Source organism: Paraglaciecola sp. QJM3NY_14 (assembly GCF_056173245.1).
Map to the genome: position 1 here is coordinate 315,021 of NZ_CM149664.1, position 16,880 is coordinate 331,900.

Here is a 16,880-nt window from a genome sequence, read left to right on the forward strand (position 1 = left end):
TTTAAACGGACCTAGTGTAGCGTTTTTTTACGCAACACTAAATATCAAGTAGCTTAAACCTAAGCCGTAAATCTGCTCAAATCAGCGAAGAGCGATGGAGTAAACACCGCGCTTCGCTTGCGATTAATGCAGACAATTAATGGCGGAAGTGACGCATACCAGTGAATACCATAGCGATACCATGTTCATCCGCTGCGGCGATAACTTCATTATCACGCATAGAACCACCGGGCTGTATGACAGCGCTGATCCCAGCTGCTGCTGCGGCATCAATACCGTCACGGAACGGGAAGAACGCGTCAGAGGCCATTACCGAACCTTCTACTTGCAAACCTTCATCAGCCGCTTTAATACCCGCGATTTTGGCTGAGTAAACTCGGCTCATTTGGCCTGCGCCTACACCGATTGTCATGCTGTTTTTACAATATACAATCGCGTTAGATTTAACGTATTTAGCGACTTTCCAGGTAAACATTAAGTCTTTTAACTGCTGCTCAGTCGGTTGCACTTTGGTGACAACCGTTAAGTCTTCCATGTCAACCATGCCAAAATCACGCTCCTGCACTAATAAACCGCCGTTGACACGTTTAAAGTCGTAGCCGTCAGTTAACTGGCCTTGCCAATCACCGCAGGCTAAAAGGCGAACATTCTTTTTAGCCGCAACGATGGCAACGGCTTCATCGTTAACGCTAGGGGCAATGATCACCTCTACGAACTGGCGGTCGACAATAGCTTGCGCCGTTGGGCCATCTAATTCACGGTTAAACGCAATGATGCCGCCGAATGCAGAGGTAGGGTCTGTTTGGTAAGCGCGGTTGTAAGCTTCAAGTATGTTCTCGCCCAGGGCTACTCCGCAGGGGTTAGCATGCTTAACGATAACGCACGCAGGCTCTGCGAATTCCTTCACGCACTCTAATGCAGAGTCGGTGTCAGCGATGTTATTAAACGACAGCTCTTTGCCTTGTAACTGAGTAGCGGTGGCAACAGACGCTTCTTGAACGTTGTTTTCTACGTAGAATGCAGCGTCTTGATGGCTGTTTTCGCCGTAGCGTAAATCTTGCTTTTTGCTCATTTGTACATTGAATGTACGGGGGAATGCACTGTGTACATGGCCGCAATCATCAGCACAGTCGTCTGAACACTCATCAGCGCAGCTGTCAGATTCGATCATGGTGCCGAAGTAGTTGGCGATCATGCCGTCATATTCGGCGGTGTGTTCAAATGCGGCGATAGCTAAATCGAAACGCGTATTGGCCGTTACTGAGCCATTATTGGCTAGCATCTGCTCGGAAACACGGGCGTAGTCTTTGGCGTTGACGACTATCGTTACGTCATTATGGTTTTTGGCTGCTGCGCGTACCATAGTTGGGCCGCCGATATCGATGTTTTCAATCGCATCTTCAAGGCTGCAGTCGTCATTGGCAACGGTGGCAGCAAAAGGATAAAGATTCACCACAACTAAATCGATAGGTTGAATGTTGTTTTCAGCCATCACTGCTTCATCTTGGCCGCGACGCGCAAGAATGCCGCCGTGAATTTTGGGATGCAGGGTTTTTACACGGCCGTCCATGATTTCAGGATGACCAGTATAAGCAGATGCTTCGATAACAGTTAGCCCGTGGTCTGCTAATAATTTGGCTGTACCACCGGTCGATAAAAGCTCAACGCCTTGCTCGGCTAAGAAAGTGGCAAATTCTACAATGCCAGTTTTGTCAGAAACGCTTAATAAAGCGCGGCGAATAGGTTTTTGAGTCGTCATAGTGTGTTTATCTTCTAAAAAGGATTAACAATGATGCTAGGGGCGCGAAGTATAGCGCATACAAAAAGAGCACCCTAGGGTGCTCTTTCATTTTTTTACTTAGTTCATGCCGTACTGTTTAAGCTTCTTGCGTAGCGTGCCACGGTTGATGCCTAACATGATTGACGCGCGAGTTTGGTTTCCGCGGGTGAAAGTCATGATTTCTTCTAACATTGGCGCTTCAACTTCGGCCATTACTAGTTCGTACAAATTTTCGATATCTGTGTTGTCTAGTTGCTTAAGGTACTTATTCACTGCTTGTTTTACAGAGTCACGTAAAGGCTTCTGCGCCTGTGTTTGTGAAGGAGTCGTTACCGTAGTGGTAAAAGGAGAAGTTACATTTTGCTCGAACATATACAATCTTGCTCTTTAGTTAGTCATCGTTAGGCAGCAGGTGATACGAGATGAGTCGTAGGTTCGCCTGCCAAGTGGTCAAAATAATGTGCCAATGAATCAAGTTGCTCTGCAGCATCATCAATCGCATTGAACCTGGCTCGGAATTGCCGCTCACGGTCATGTTCCGCTAAATACCAACCCACATGTTTGCGAGCTATCCGCGCTCCCTTAAATTCACCGTAAAATTGGTGAACATTGGCTACGTGCGCTAATAATACGTCGCGCACTTCACCTAATGGGGGCGAAGGCAGTATTTCGCCAGTTTGCAGAAAATGTTGAATTTGGCGAAATATCCAAGGGTTACCTTGGGCACCTCGGCCTATCATCAACGCATCTGCATTGGTGTATTCCAACACGTGTTTTGCACTGTGCACGCAGGTAATATCACCGTTGGCAACGACGGGTATCGACACAGCCTGTTTAATGGCTTTAATGGTGTCGTACTCAGCGTTACCTTTGTACATACAGGCCCGGGTGCGACCATGAACTGCTAAAGACTGAATGCCGTTTTGTTCGGCGATCTTTGCAATTTGCACCCCGTTGCGATTGTCCGTATTCCAACCTGTGCGTATTTTTAACGTTACCGGAACCTGCACCGCTTCGACCACAGATTGAACTATTCGCTCAACCAATTGTGGATCTTGCAATAACGCAGAGCCCGCCAACTTTTTATTTACCTTCTTAGCTGGACACCCCATGTTGATATCAACAATTTGGGCACCGTTATCCACGTTAAACTGTGCCGCTTGAGCCATTAATAATGGATCAGCGCCAGCAATCTGAACCGCGCGGACCCCTTTTTCGCCTACATGATCCATACGTTGCTTGGATTTACTTGACCGCCATACATCAGGATTAGACGACAGCATTTCAGATACCACCAAACCTGCACCCATGCGTTTGCATAATTGCCGGAAAGGCCTATCTGTCACACCTGCCATAGGCGCCAGAATCAAATTGTTTTCAAGCTTGTAAGGACCAATCTGCATAATTCAAAACGCGAAATCGCGCAAAAACTGTCCGGTTTGCAAAAAAGGGCGGCAAGTTTACGGTTTTTTTACAGACTTGAAAAGGCTATATTTTGAACAAATTGTCAGTTTTTTTGACGTTTTGGGCTTGACACTTATAGAACATAGCAAATTTCACATGTCCTCACTTTATGCTGGGTGATATCTAAGCAGTTGTGTAAATTAAATGTAGCCGAACTGGCAGGGATGTTACACAGAAACCCTACCATTACTGGGGTTAAGAGGGGGTGTTAACAGAAGCAAGATAAGACTGAGAGAGGATCGAAAACAAACTAGAACTTAATTTTTCCCGTGAGCATGTCTTTAAACATCACCCAGTCTCCTAGGAAGCTATAAAAAGGGTAGGTAAAGGTGGCTGGCCTATTGTGTTCGTAAAAGAAGTGCCCGACCCAAGCGAAACCATAGCCTAATACAGGGATAAGCCACAGCAGGGCAAATTGAGCATTTAGCACTGCGTATATAATGGTAAATATAATCAAGCTTGAACCTACAAAGTGTAAGCGACGGCAAACCGTGTCTTGATGTTCACTCAGGTAATAAGGATAAAAATCAGCAAAGCTTTGGTATTTCTTGGACATGGGGTTTCCCCTTCACTATGTGTTCTAATAAACTAGACGTTAGCACGGACAATAATGAGGAGATTGTCTAATAGGCGACAGTCTTGCTTTTTTCAAAGGCAGAAAACGGCTTGAGTTTGGCGTAAACGACCCCACCATTTGTTCATCATCAGCATAAGAGATTTAACATGCAAAATAGCGTAGATATTACCATTGAGAATTTTCAGCAAGTCATCTTACAAGAATCCGCCACCAAATTGGTTATGGTTGAGTTTTGGGCCCAAGGTTATGAGCCTAGTGAGCAACTAGCGCCAGTATTGCAAGCGATTGCGAGCAAACAAGGTGAAAATCTATTGCATGCTCGAGTGGATTGTCAGGCACAGCCAGATATTACGGCGCAATTTGGCGTGCAAAACTTGCCTACGGTTATGTTGATTAAAGATGGCCAACCTGTTGACGGCTTCGCCGGTGTTGAAAGTGAAGCGAATATTCAAGCCATGTTAGATAAACACTTGCCTAAGCCTCAAGACGAATTATTTGCCCAAGCCACTGCCATGGCAGAACAAGCTAATTACCAAGAAGCGTTTACCCTTGTAAAGCAGGCGTTCGATTTGGACCCTAACCGCGCTGATATTAAGTTGCTATTGGCGGATTGCCAAGTAGAAGTAGGCCAGGTGAATCAAGCCAAGGAATTATTAGCGACCATTGGCTTGGTGGACCAAGACGGATACTACCGTGCTATTTTAGGTAAAATTGAATTGGCCGAGCAAGCCGCTGAGTCCCCCGAAATTATTGCTTTGCAACAAGCACTGGAAAGTGACCCAGACAACTTAGATTTAAAAGTAAAATTAGCAGTACAATTGCGTCAAGCCAATCAGATCGAAGAAGCATTGGGCTTAATGCATTCTGTATTGCTAAAAGACCTGAACTTTCAAGATGCTAAAAAATTAATGCTAGATATGATCAACGCGCTGCCAGATGGTGAGCCTCTTAAATCTCAATATCGCCGTAAGGTGTATAGTCTGCTTTATTAACGATAAATGACTTCAAGGGCGCATCTCAATGTGCGCGTTTAAAAGCAGGGAAATTCAATAATACCAAAGCCATTCCTTGGTATTTTTTTATTTGTTTTTCACCGTACTACAGGTATTTCAGGACATATTGCGGGCCTAGCATTGGCTAAAAGCCTGTTTTACAAATTCGAAGAAGGCTTCGGCTTTACGGGTCGCTAAACTATTTTGCGGGCGTAAAAACCAGACTGGAGCCTCTGGCGAAGCAAGTACGTTGGGCAATACTTCTACTAATTTCCCCTCTTGGATGCAGCGCTTAATCGCAATTTCTGATTTTATGCCAATGCCGTGACCCGCACGCAGCGCTTGGGTCATATTGTCAGAATTAGAAATCGTAAACCGAGTTTTAGTATTCAAGGCAAATACGCTGCCATCATTATGTAAAAGTTTAAGCTGCTTTTGCCATGGCAGGGCGACAAAACGGTGCTCGGTGAGCGCTTGTACGTCAGAAATAGGTGGGTGTTGTGCTAGGTAATGGGGCGAAGCACATAAGATCCGCTTGTTGTTAACTATTTTACGCGCCAGTAATCCTGAGTTTGCTAAGGTGCCCACCCGAATCGCAACGTCTTGGGCATCGTCCACTACATTGACGAACTGATCGGTCACCAGAAAATCTAAAATAACGTCAGGGTATTGCTGCTCAAACTTGACGAGGTTAGGCAGGATATAAATCGAAAATATCCAAGGTGGCAGTGTCACCCGCAATCGTCCACTGATCGCACTGTCTCTGGCGCCAATGGCAAACTCGGCATCATACAGGGCAGCTAAAATATCTCCCACACGTTGATAAAACTCTTCCCCTTCGGCGGAAGGGCGCACATTACGACTATCTCTAAATATTAAAACCGTGCCCAGAATGCGTTCAAGTTTAGACAGCCTGTGGCTGACTGTGGCAGGGGATATGTTTAAAGCGCTGGCCGCAGAAACCACGCCTTTGTTTTCTACTATGGCAATAAAGGTTTCTAATTCGTTGATTGTGTACATAAAGTGGGGCCGACGTTTACTGATTCGAAAATATTAAACCATGCTTTCGGTTTTACCTGCTAGGTTTTAATTTGTCTAACCCCATATCTTACCCATACATAGTTAACGCCGTATTTTAAGCAGGAGATAATCATGTCGCTACAGGCGCAAATAGCCGAATACGAAAAACAGAAAAATGCCACCGCGCCCAAGGACGTATTAAACGTTATGGCCCTAGCCACCAGTGATTTGATGGCAACGGATATTTCTTCTGATGCTTTACAAGTGGGGGATTACGCGCCTGATTTTAGTTTGCCAAATGTGCATGGTAAGCTCGTCACCTTAGCTGAAATGCTGGCCCACGGGCCCGTGGTGTTAAATTTCTATCGCGGTGGTTGGTGTCCTTATTGCAACTACGAGCTTCGAGCATTTGAAGAAGTGCTGGAACGCATCGAAGATTTAGGGGCGCAGTTGGTGGCAGTGTCCCCCGAAACGCCAGATAACTCACTCACCACCAAAGATAAAAACGAGTTGTCTTACGCTGTATTGTCAGATGTGGGCAACAATGTGACGAATGACTACGGTCTGGTATTTAGCCTTGACGAGCGCTTACGGCCAATTTATTCGCATTCAGGAGTGGATCTTCCCGCTTTTAATGGTGATGACACCTTCAATTTGCCCATGCCTGCAACGTATGTCATCAATCAAAGCGGTCAAATTGTGTATGCGTTCGTATCTGAAGATTACACTAAGCGCTCAGAGCCATCTGAGGTCTTGAAAATTTTAACCACACTTGATAACTAAGCAGAGTACCCATTTATGCCCTTATTTATGCACTTATTTGTGCCCTTCGCAAAACGAACGCGGTTGATCACGCTAACCTTTCTTTTCTTTTCACTATTAGGAGCGAACTTTATGGCTCATGCGGCCCCAAAACCCAAAGTTATTATTTTCGATGTAAACGAAACCCTTCTCGATTTAGAAACCATGCGCACCTCAGTCGGTAAGGCCTTAGATGGTCAAGAAGAGCTAACAACTTTATGGTTTTCAACCATGTTGCATCATTCGCTAGTGACCACAGTAACCGGTGACTACCAAGACTTTGGTAAAATTGGCGTAGCGGCGTTAATGATGGTGGCGCAAAACAACAATATCGACATTACCGAAGAGCAAGCTGTAACCGCGATTAAAACGCCCTTACTATCTCTGCCCGCTCACCCTGATGTTAAAGCGGGGTTGACTGCCCTTAAAGCGCAAGGATTCAAGATTGTCAGTTTGACCAACTCGTCTAACAAAGGTGTTGAGACCCAGTTCAAAAATGCGGGTTTAACGGATTATTTCGATAAGCGCATGAGCATTGAAGACATTAAAGTTTACAAACCTGATCTGCGTTCATATGCATGGGCACTTGAACAACTGAATATTAAACCTGAGGAGGCGCTAATGGTTGCTGCCCACGGTTGGGATGTCGCTGGTGCTAAAGCGGCAGGGTTACAAACCGCTTTTGTTGCGCGCCCAGGCAAAGCGCTTTATCCGTTGGCACAAGAGCCAGACTATATCGTGAAAGATTTAAGCGAATTGGTTGAAATACTAAAGTAAGCTGATGTCATGACGTCAGGTGTTTGTTTGTGAACACCTATGGACAAAAAATGCTTTTCAAGCCCTCGAATGCCTCGCCGTATGCGAGGGCTTTTTGTCTGTATTATTCGGTTTTGAGTTTTCATCATAAAAATTGTCTTTATACTCGATGTAGGTCAAAACAAAGAATAATAATAACATGCGCAAAATATTTGTGATGCTACTGGTAGTGGTTGTTGGGCTATTGCTCTGGCTTGGGGTGTGTTTATTACAAGACAGTCGAAGCACAGGCTTAGCTATTTTCAATAACACACTCAAGCTGATTGACCCCATCACAGTCAATCATGATATTGCCTTTGGCGATGAGCCATGGCAAACATTAGATGTGTACCCCAGTGACAATTCGCACCCTGTGGCACCGGTTATCGTATTTATTCATGGTGGAGGTTGGAATTGGGGAAACAAGTCTATGTATTATTTCGTCGCTCATGCCTTTGTTGCACGCGGCTACACAGTCGTTATCCCTGACTATATTAAATATCCTGAAGGGCACTTCCCCCAGTTCATTGAAGATGGCGCAAAAACACTTGCTTGGGTAAAAGAGAATATTTCCCGCTATAACGGTAACCCGCAACAAATTTATCTTGCAGGGCATTCAGCTGGGGCACACACCGGCGCGCTATTGATGACGGACAAACACTATTTGACTGACGTTGGCATAACTGTGGGGGATATCAGCGGCTTTGCAGGCATAGCTGGGCCTTATGCATTTACTCCAGATTCTCCAGAATATATTGCCACCTTCGGTGAAGAGAATTTTCACACAATGAAAGCCACTAGCCATGTTGATGGCGACGAGCCACCCATGTTGCTATTGCATGCAATGGGTGACAACGCAGTGGGTGAATTCAATCAACAACAGCTAGCACAAGCCTTGCGTGATGCAAATCGGCCAGTGCAGACACGGCTTTACGGTGAAGAGATTAATCACATCAACATATTATTAAAACTGCATCCTTGGTTTGCAGGTAGCGTCGATACTGGGCATGACTTAGACGAGTTTTTTCAATTGCTCAGTGCACAGCAATTTAACGAGCTACGGCCTACCCACCAAGGGGCCGATTAACAGAAGTATTTAACCGAAATAGGTAACGTATTGGGCATTGAATATTACGATGACGAGATTGGTCATCAACACCCTTTAGCCAGTGAAGCTTGCTGGGAGAGCATGAGGTTCGAACAGTGCAGGTTCGAAAAGCTTGATTTGAGGGAAGGGCAATGGCGCTTTTGTGTATTTGATGAATGTGAATTTGTCGATTGTGATTTGTCGCTGCTGGCATTGAACAATAGCCAGTTTCACAGTGCCATTTTTATTCGCTGTAAATTATTGGCAGTTGACTGGACGCAAGCAGATTGGACTAGTCATTTGGGAAACCCGCCAAAATTTAAAGACTGCATACTCAACTCCGGCTCTTTTTTTGGCTTGGCTCTGGGGGCTATACAGCTTATTGATTGCAAAGTGCATGATGCCGACTTTACCCAAGCCAGTTTGCGTAAAGCGCGTTTTGTAGGCAGTGAGCTAGATCAAAGCCGCTTTCATAATACGACTTTGACTTCAGCTGATTTCACCCAAGCCCAGGGGTACCAAATAGATTTAAGGCAAAATCGTGTAGATAAGGCACGCTTTTCTCGCGTTGAGGCGTTGGAGTTGTTAGCTACATTAGGGATTGAGTTAGTAGACTAAAGTTTGCATTTTGTGAGTTGAGCTAACAGTATCCGTGCCATCTGCCATCTGCCATCTGCCATCTCATTCATGAACCGAGCCCTATGCAAGTTCAAGCAACTCACGCTTCTTCAATGGGAAAGCGATATTAGATTAATGGACAGGGCTTTCTATTTACATTCAAAGATTGGTGCAAACCATTTAGGGAAAGCCTGATTTAAACAAGCCGGCTCAACAAACTTCTCATCCAATGTAGTTAAATCCATCAGACTGCTGATCCGTTGTGGCCATCTACGTGTTAACGCATGGCTCGGCGAAATCGGCATTGATAGCACCGAGATTGATACGTTGCTGCGTAGTCAGGAAAGCGCGTTAACCGTTCTACGACAGTGTCCCCAAAACACACCACGCATATCTCAATATACTGGAGTCGGTAACAGCGACCTTCCTAAGCTTCTACATACATTGTCTAATCGTTAACCATTTTAGGTTGTGTTACTTTCTGCGCCCTAGAGATGGGAGCTTATTTTATGTAGCAACAAGGCATAGAAAACATTCCATTACACCGTCAGTAGTTTTTATCTGACGTGTGTAAAAAACTCTCAATTTTTCAGGAAGATACAGGCCTATTGATGATTAATAATAGGTAAGATAAGCAGTGAAGCAGTCGTTTATTTTTCTTTATCTTTATGATTCAAAACAGATTTTTAATTGGTGAACTCCTTATATAGCTTTTTGGCTTTAAAGGGTATCGATATTGCAAATACTGTTTTAGCGCAAGACCTAAGGTCTTGTTTAACTATTAATTTTAAAGAGAGAAACCATGAAAACCTTATTGTCATTGACCACAGTAATCACTTTAGCCGCTGGTGGCTTTTTATTGAATGCGCAGGCTGATGAGAGTGTTTCCACCCAAAATTCCGCAGCAATGTCGGTGATGCCTGTTGAGCTACAGCAGTTAGAGGCAAAATTGACCGGCATGCAATATGACCTGTCAGACCGTAATACCAAATTGCGTGTTCAACGCGCCGCTTATTATTTTGGTATAGCGCGTAAACATGCCGACTCAGGTTGGAGTAAAATGGCTGTTGAACAAGCAACGCGGGGCCTGTCATTGCTTGAGTTAAGTAATATGCAGTACTTGCAAAGCGCTAACGTGCAAATGTAGTTTTCGCTAGCTTTCTGGCTGCGAGCATCAAGCGCAGCCTCGCCATGTTATCTTTTTAGTTAGCATGCGCTTCGCTCAATCATTTGCCTGCAGCTACCACTAGGTTTACAACGAGCGCATCAAACATGCTCCGCTCAGCAATATTCTCGCTATCCGCGATCTTCAACTCTGGTCTTCTGGAAGCTAGGTCTTTCATATACAATTCAATGGCATGTGATGTGTAAACCCAATCTCTTGATCTTCATGACCTAACTGGAAAAACGATGCATCTACGATCCCGCTATTTAATGATTATTATGTGCTTTATCACCAGCCTAGCAAATGCTGCTCGCTTGCCCTTCGAATTAGCAGGCAACAGCATTCCTGCAGGTGAGCAGCGTTCATTTTTTGCCAACGTTACGGATACTGATATGCAGGTCCCGATCACCGTTTTCCATGGGGTTGACTCAGGCCCGGTCTTGACCTTTTCTGCAGGAACCCATGGCGACGAATTCCCAGCAATCACAGCCCTACAACGTTTGCGCTCAGAGGTTGACCCAGCTGTACTTAAAGGAACGCTCATTCTTGTGCATGCGGCAAATTTGCCTGCGCTTCACCAATACGGCCTAAGCGCTCTGCATCCAAATGACAAAAAGAATCTAAATCGGGAGTTTCCTGGCAACGCCAAAGGTTCTGATACAGAGCGTCTTGCGCATTTTTTAACAGAAGAGATCATCGGCAATAGTGACTATCTTGCTGACTTGCATTCAGGGAGCGCATATCAGCAACTATGGCCGCATATATACGCGCCCTTCGTGGGTGATAAAGCACTAGATGCTCGCACTCTGGCCTGGGCCAAAGCCTCCGGTATGCGTCATATCATTTTATACGGTGACCGCCCAAGAGATCCCGCCAATTCAATTAGTTACCCGAATACAGCAATGACACGTGGCAAGCCCGGCCTGACGCTAGAGATAGGTGATCGTGGCCATAACGAAGAAGTAGACGTGCTGGCATATCTTGATGCACTGCGCCGTCTAATTGCGGGTATCGACATGCTTCCCAGCACCTTACCTGCTTCAGAAGGTCAAACTATTTACGAACAACTTGTCGAAGTAGAAACCCCAGTAAAAGGCTTTTTTGAGTCTAAGTGTGAAATTGGCGAATTCGTGCACAAAGGGGCGCTACTAGGGACAGTGCGCGATTACTTTGGTGAACCTATCGCTGAGCTTCGGGCGCCAAACCGCGGTGTGGTGTTGATGCTTCAAAACGCGCCGCCAGCGAACAAAGGGGCAGCGTTGATAACCATTGGTGTCCAATAATTCACTGGGAAGTGCAAATGGTCTTTGCACTTCTGGCTTTACTAATCTCAATATGAATTCCATGTTTCATGTTATCTTTGCTGGCATACAATGCGCTGCGAAGAGCTCTTCGTCGCTTGATGATGTTTAAAAGGGTTGCGTGATGATTAATACCAAAATATATAAAGCGGTTTATGGCCTATCTGAAAAGTTGATGACGGCTGCTAACAAGAACGACCAGAAGGCGTTTGATCGTCTTTACGATGAGTTGAAAGCACTTTGCCTTGAGCATCAAAATACCAATAAAGATCACCCTGAGCAGTGGGAAACATTGGCCGATTTCACCGAAGATCTAAGCGATGCCGTGCTTATTTACCAAAAAGCGTTAGACAAGGCTACGGCGATAAACTCGAAAGACCATATGTCATCTATCGCCTATTCGATGGCGAAACTACAAATAGAGTTGAATCGCACAGGCGAGGCAATTAAGAACTTACAGGCTGCGAAAATCAGTGCCAATAAAATCGAAGATAAAGAGCTCAAAGCAGAGATTGATGAGTTATTAACGTCGTCGCTCATTGCCTAATTACATCTTAGCTAAAGGCCGTGTATGCATCAAATTAACCCTAAAAAGCTACTCAACAGCAAATGGACGGCGGTAAGGCCCCAGAACAAAGAAAAGCACTTCATTGTCTCTGAAGTGGAGTTTGATGAAGAAGGTGCAGTGCTAATCTGCTGCATTGAAGCTGTGATGACGAAACGCGCTACCTCTATAGATTGGCAGGAATTAAAAAACAGCGGCCAATGGCAACAAGGTTGGAAATAGTACAGCTTACGATCCAATTTTGCTTTCTTAGCGACGCAAATGTATCAGCAGCAATAACAGTAACAGCGGTGTATGCAGTATTCATCATCCGCGCAATCTAGCGCACAGTGCCCACGATAGAATTTGTATATCTATAAATGAGCCAAATTACTGTTTTTCACGTAAAAGCGCGTTAAATATCAATCAGTTTTATATGCTCAGCAGCGATAATCGATTTTAATTTTGCGAATAAATCAGTAAGCTATCCAGCGTGAATTGGGTACAAGTTACCTTTCACTGTAGAGTTTTCCTGTGATAGCTCAGTTTTTATAAAGTTAACAACATTGAAATTGACCGTGTATTGACGCCATAAAAGACGAGCCAAAAATGTCCTCCAAAAATATTGACCTAGTTAACTTGCGCCAAACCTTGTTTGCGCTGTTAAAACCAGAACGTTCTTTTTTCGCTGTCGTCATCGCTTATAGCGTAGTGATTGGCCTATTGACATTAGCTGTGCCAATCGCCGTACAAACCTTGATCAACACCATAGCCAATATCGCTTCAACGCGCGCGGTCATTACCCTTGCCATCGTGTTGTTTAGTACTTTGCTGCTGTCGGGGTGTTTCGCAGCGCTACGCATGCGGGTGATGGAGTATTATGAACGGCGCATCTATGCACGCTTAGTCGCTGATCTAAGCTTGCGCACTATCTTGGCTCCCCATAGCTACTTTGAGGGCAGCCAAAACACATCAATCACCCATCGTTATTTCGACATCATGACATTGCAAAAGAACGTCCCTAGCTTGATGGTTGATGGTATCGCATTGATCTTGCAGATGATTGTCGGTTTTACTCTGGTTTCTTTTTATCACCCATTTCTGCTGGCATTCAACTTGTGCGTCATTTTAATTATGTATGCAATCTGGCGACTCTGGTCAACTCAAGCAAAGGTTACAGCGGTGCGCCTATCTGAGTCTAAGTACACGACTGCGAAATGGTTGAGTAACTTAGCATCAGCAAACGACTTTTTAAAATCGTCTTCGCAATTTGATTATGCAGGCAAAAAAACCGAGCGCTACGTTTCAGAGTATGTGGATAATCACTCTCGCCACTTCTCATTCACCTTTAAACAAGTCGTTATGTTTCTGGTGCTTTACGCACTGGCAAGCTCGGCTTTGCTTGGTTTAGGTGGTTGGTTGGTCATTATTGGTCAGTTGTCCATCGGGCAATTGGTTGCCGCAGAGTTGATTATGGCCGCAGTATTCTTAGGGCTGTCTAACTTCAGTCATTATTTAAAGTTGTATTACGAGCTATATGGCACCGCAGACAAAATTGGCGGCGCTATCAACATACCTCAAGAGGCGTTAGAACAAACATCCAAACCTGCGCCAGCTGGCGGTGCACTTGATTTCAATAAGGTGATTATTAAGCGTAAAAGCGAATCATGCCTTATCGACAAACAAATCGCACAAGGGGATAAATACTTTGTCTCTACTCAGACCAATTGGACCCAGCGCAGCATAGTTAACTTACTCAAACGCTATGAGGTTCCCTCTTCCGGGTGGATAAATCTTGATAATAGCGACTTGTCTGATTACGACACCTACGATTTACGCCAAGCCGTATTTGTATTAGACCGCTCATTAATTATCGAATGTACTATCGAAGAATACATACACATGTGTGTTCCCGATGTAACCACCAGTGAGATAAACGCCACCATAGAAAGAGTCGGCTTAGCGGATGTGATCAGTTCGTTGCCGCTAAAGCTCAAAACGCCAATTTCATCGGTAGGCACACCTTTGCAGCCACTTGAATTTATCTTACTAAAGTTAGTCGTGGTGATGCTTTCTAAGCCAAAAGTGCTGGTCATCAACCAGCATTTCGATGCGATCCCGACCATCAGACGAGAGCGTATTTTAGGCGTGATAGAAAGAACAGATCTAACCGTATTGTATTTTTCGAATGCACCAACGCCGGCATTTTTTAATGGCATTATTGAGTTAGAAAGCAAAAAAGAGCCCCAGCCCAATGTAAATACAAGTCAGGAGGCAGAACATGAGTAACGCCCATACTGATTTCATGGGTGCCATGAAAACGCTGAAAAGCTTAAAAGTCCCTAAAACCCATACAACCATTATCTGGCTGGTCGTAACCTTAGTCATCGCAGCAGTCTTATTGCTTACCTTTACCCCTTGGGTGCAAACCGCCTACGGCACGGGCTCAGTAAATTCCCCCGACCCTTTGTACCGTATCCAGCCCATATCAGCTCTGCTCAATGGCCAAATTGAAACCTGGCACGTTAGAGAAGGCGACAACGTTAAAAAAGGCGAACCTATCGTCACTTTGGTCGATGTAGATTCAGACCGTTTAGAAAAGCTGCGTTCGCAACAAGTAGCCGCAAATCAGCGCTACGTTTCAAACAAATTATCTGTGCAAAATGCCCTAAGTAACTTATCAAGGCAAAAGAAGTTACTCAAAGAAGGGCTAGTCTCGCAAAAAGAAGTTGAAGCTGTCGAAATTGCGCTTGAAAAGCTAAAGGCCGAAGCATCAAAAACAGAAGAAGATCTTGATACCCTTAAGATGACATTGGCCCGCCAAGAGACGCGTACTAAGTATGCACCAATGGACGGCACAGTCGTTAGGCTCCAATCTGGCGGCATTGCGACTTATGTGACGGCTGGTAGCATTTTAGGCTGGTTTGTTCCGGCGAATATTGAACGCCAGATTAGTATCAAAATTAATGGTCTCGACGCAGCATTAGCCACCAAAGGCAAAAAGGTACGTATCCAGTTCGAAGGTTGGCCAACATTCCAATTTAGTGGCTGGCCCGGCATGTCAGTCGGCACCTTTGAGGGTGTGGTGTCGTTCGTTGAACCGGTCGCTGACCAGTTCGGTATGTTCACTGTGTGGATTGCCCCTGTGAATACAACAGTGGCTTGGCCAGAACACGAAAGCGCACGTTTGGGGAGCCGTGTCAGGGCGTGGATCCTCTTAGAGGAAGTCAGGTTAGGGTACGAGTTATGGCGACAATTAAACAACTTCCCTCCCGTGCGTTCGCAAGAAACTAGTGAGAGCTCAACCTGATGTATGGAGTTCTGATAAGTGCTTTAGTTTTGCTTGGCTTTTCTGCGTCATCAGCGGCATTTACCTTGCAACAATACTTGTCGTCTGTGGCCAATAACCATCCAGAAATTCTCGCAATTGATGCCACCACAGGGCAGTACGGTGCTGACATTCAATACGCAGATGGCGCTTATGACGCGAAACTTGAACACAACAGCTTTTCGCGCGTCGCCGGTTATTATGATGGTTTGCAGGCAAGTCAAAAGTTCTCTAAGCCTCTTGAAGTTTACAACGCGGAAATCTTTTCTGAATACCGTATTTCTGACGGCGATTTCCCTGTGTACGAACAAGAGTACGCGACCCTATCCGGCGGTGAAGCCTCATTGGGCGTGAAGCTGTCATTGCTACAAGGCCGCGACACCGACAAGAAACGCACCGCCATGGCCAGCGCCCGCCTCAAGTATAAAATGTGGAGCGAAGAAGCCAAACTTGCCCAAAGTGAGTTTTACTACTCGGCCATATTGGCCTACTTGGATTGGGTAGAAGCCGTTAGTTACTTCAACAAAATCGAGCAGTTAGTCGCGGTCAGCGTTAATCGCCAAGAGGGCATAAAAACCCGCGTCGCAGAAGGCGATGTGGCTGAATTTGAGTTGTTAGAGTTTGAAACCCGATTACTAGAGCGTCAATCGTCCTTGCTTGCCGCTGAGCGAAAAGTACGCGCTAATATGCAGAAATTGCGTTATTACATGCACAGTGGCGAGGCATTCGATGAGCAGAGCCAAGCGCCTAAAAGTGCAGCGAAAATCACCTGGCCTGCGTCATTTAATTTGGCGGTAAAAAGCAGCGATGTAGATAACCACCCGGCTCTGGCGGCGAAAGCCCTAGAGATGCAAGCTCTCAAGCAAAAAATGCGTTTGGCACAGGTGGCACTTTTGCCTAAGCTCGATATCGAAGCCAAAGTGGCGCGAGACATAGGCTCAGGCCCTACGTCTTTGCAAGACACTGAGGCCAAGATAGGCTTGTATTTTTCAGTCCCTTTTGACCGCACGCAAGCCAAAGCCAAAAAGAGCAGAACTCAGTATGAAATCTACGCTCTGGAATCAAAAACAAACGCATTACGTCAATCAATTGATGCAAAACGACAAGAACGTCTGGTGAATCTGTCCTATGCCAAGCGCTTGCATGATATGCAAACCAAGCAGGTCGTCTTATCACGCAAGCTCTTTGAACAAGAACAGCGGCAGTTTGAATTTGGCTCCAGCGATTTTTTTATGCTCAACAATCGAGAAGCCGATGCATTTCAAGCGGAATTAAAAGCCCTTACCACACGTATTAATGTGTTTCGTGAAGAGCTCGCGCTCCTTAAAATAAACGCCGTCTTAGACCATCCATTTATTCAGAAAACACTTAGAGCACATACATTGTCTATCAGGTAATCGCTCTTTGG

General features: G+C 45.2%; 17 protein-coding genes. 12 read left to right on the forward strand and 5 right to left on the reverse strand.

What is annotated here, in order from left to right; genetic code table 11:
- Positions 1–136: 136 nt before the first annotated feature.
- The 4 genes from purH to AC0VYA_RS01355 all read right to left on the reverse strand — a co-directional run bounded on the left by purH (position 137) and on the right by AC0VYA_RS01355 (position 3,800).
- Positions 137–1,759, reverse strand: a complete 1,623-nt coding sequence (gene purH / locus AC0VYA_RS01340; protein WP_475489815.1) for a bifunctional phosphoribosylaminoimidazolecarboxamide formyltransferase/IMP cyclohydrolase — start codon at positions 1,757–1,759, stop codon at positions 137–139.
- Positions 1,760–1,858: 99 nt separating this feature from the next.
- Positions 1,859–2,152 carry a DNA-binding transcriptional regulator Fis gene (gene fis, locus AC0VYA_RS01345; protein ID WP_006991173.1) on the reverse strand — a complete coding sequence of 98 codons (294 nt, stop codon included), beginning with the start codon at positions 2,150–2,152 and terminating at the stop codon, positions 1,859–1,861.
- Positions 2,153–2,181: 29 nt separating this feature from the next.
- On the reverse strand, positions 2,182–3,183 hold the full coding sequence (gene dusB / locus AC0VYA_RS01350; protein WP_475489816.1) for a tRNA dihydrouridine synthase DusB: 1,002 nt from the start codon (positions 3,181–3,183) through the stop codon (positions 2,182–2,184).
- A gap of 311 nt (positions 3,184–3,494) precedes the next feature.
- Positions 3,495–3,800, reverse strand: coding sequence for an Mpo1-like protein (locus AC0VYA_RS01355; protein WP_011573201.1), 306 nt, complete (start codon positions 3,798–3,800; stop codon positions 3,495–3,497).
- Between the two features lie 167 nt (positions 3,801–3,967).
- Between AC0VYA_RS01355 and AC0VYA_RS01360 the strand changes: the two genes are divergently transcribed.
- Positions 3,968–4,813 (forward strand): tetratricopeptide repeat protein, encoded by an 846-nt coding sequence (locus AC0VYA_RS01360; RefSeq protein WP_011573202.1) that lies wholly within the window; start codon positions 3,968–3,970, stop codon positions 4,811–4,813.
- 135 nt (positions 4,814–4,948) lie between these two features.
- Here the strand turns inward: AC0VYA_RS01360 and AC0VYA_RS01365 are convergent, their stop codons facing one another.
- A complete protein-coding gene (locus AC0VYA_RS01365; protein ID WP_011573203.1) occupies positions 4,949–5,833 on the reverse strand; it encodes a LysR family transcriptional regulator in 885 nt (294 codons plus the stop codon).
- A 132-nt stretch (positions 5,834–5,965) separates the two neighbouring features.
- On the opposite strand from AC0VYA_RS01365, the gene AC0VYA_RS01370 reads away from it, so the two are divergent.
- The 11 genes from AC0VYA_RS01370 (at position 5,966) to AC0VYA_RS01420 (ending at position 16,869) form a co-directional block, all read left to right on the forward strand.
- Positions 5,966–6,616 carry a peroxiredoxin-like family protein gene (locus tag AC0VYA_RS01370; protein ID WP_011573204.1) on the forward strand — a complete coding sequence of 217 codons (651 nt, stop codon included), beginning with the start codon at positions 5,966–5,968 and terminating at the stop codon, positions 6,614–6,616.
- 111 nt (positions 6,617–6,727) lie between these two features.
- Entirely contained in the window at positions 6,728–7,411 is a 684-nt protein-coding gene (locus AC0VYA_RS01375; RefSeq protein ID WP_011573205.1) for a haloacid dehalogenase type II, read from the forward strand.
- Positions 7,412–7,589: 178 nt separating this feature from the next.
- On the forward strand, positions 7,590–8,516 hold the full coding sequence (locus AC0VYA_RS01380) for an alpha/beta hydrolase (protein WP_475489817.1): 927 nt from the start codon (positions 7,590–7,592) through the stop codon (positions 8,514–8,516).
- Positions 8,517–8,546: 30 nt separating this feature from the next.
- Positions 8,547–9,134, forward strand: a complete 588-nt coding sequence (locus tag AC0VYA_RS01385; protein ID WP_475489818.1) for a pentapeptide repeat-containing protein — start codon at positions 8,547–8,549, stop codon at positions 9,132–9,134.
- 802 nt (positions 9,135–9,936) lie between these two features.
- Positions 9,937–10,281: a hypothetical protein gene (locus AC0VYA_RS01390; protein ID WP_475489819.1), complete on the forward strand. Its 345-nt coding sequence runs from the start codon at positions 9,937–9,939 to the stop codon at positions 10,279–10,281.
- A gap of 263 nt (positions 10,282–10,544) precedes the next feature.
- Positions 10,545–11,582: a succinylglutamate desuccinylase/aspartoacylase family protein gene (locus tag AC0VYA_RS01395; protein WP_475489820.1), complete on the forward strand. Its 1,038-nt coding sequence runs from the start codon at positions 10,545–10,547 to the stop codon at positions 11,580–11,582.
- A gap of 142 nt (positions 11,583–11,724) precedes the next feature.
- Entirely contained in the window at positions 11,725–12,147 is a 423-nt protein-coding gene (locus AC0VYA_RS01400; protein ID WP_011573210.1) for a hypothetical protein, read from the forward strand.
- Positions 12,148–12,171: 24 nt separating this feature from the next.
- Positions 12,172–12,387, forward strand: a complete 216-nt coding sequence (locus AC0VYA_RS01405) for a TIGR02450 family Trp-rich protein (RefSeq protein WP_011573211.1) — start codon at positions 12,172–12,174, stop codon at positions 12,385–12,387.
- Positions 12,388–12,753: 366 nt separating this feature from the next.
- Positions 12,754–14,433: an ABC transporter transmembrane domain-containing protein gene (locus AC0VYA_RS01410; RefSeq protein WP_011573212.1), complete on the forward strand. Its 1,680-nt coding sequence runs from the start codon at positions 12,754–12,756 to the stop codon at positions 14,431–14,433.
- A complete protein-coding gene (locus AC0VYA_RS01415; protein ID WP_475489821.1) occupies positions 14,426–15,454 on the forward strand; it encodes an efflux RND transporter periplasmic adaptor subunit in 1,029 nt (342 codons plus the stop codon). Before AC0VYA_RS01410 ends, AC0VYA_RS01415 begins: the two co-directional genes overlap by 8 nt.
- The gene (locus tag AC0VYA_RS01420) at positions 15,454–16,869 is read left to right on the forward strand and encodes a TolC family protein (RefSeq protein ID WP_475489822.1); all 1,416 of its coding nucleotides are present in this window, start codon (positions 15,454–15,456) and stop codon (positions 16,867–16,869) included. The genes AC0VYA_RS01415 and AC0VYA_RS01420 overlap by 1 nt, the downstream gene beginning before the upstream one ends.
- Positions 16,870–16,880: the final 11 nt, after the last annotated feature.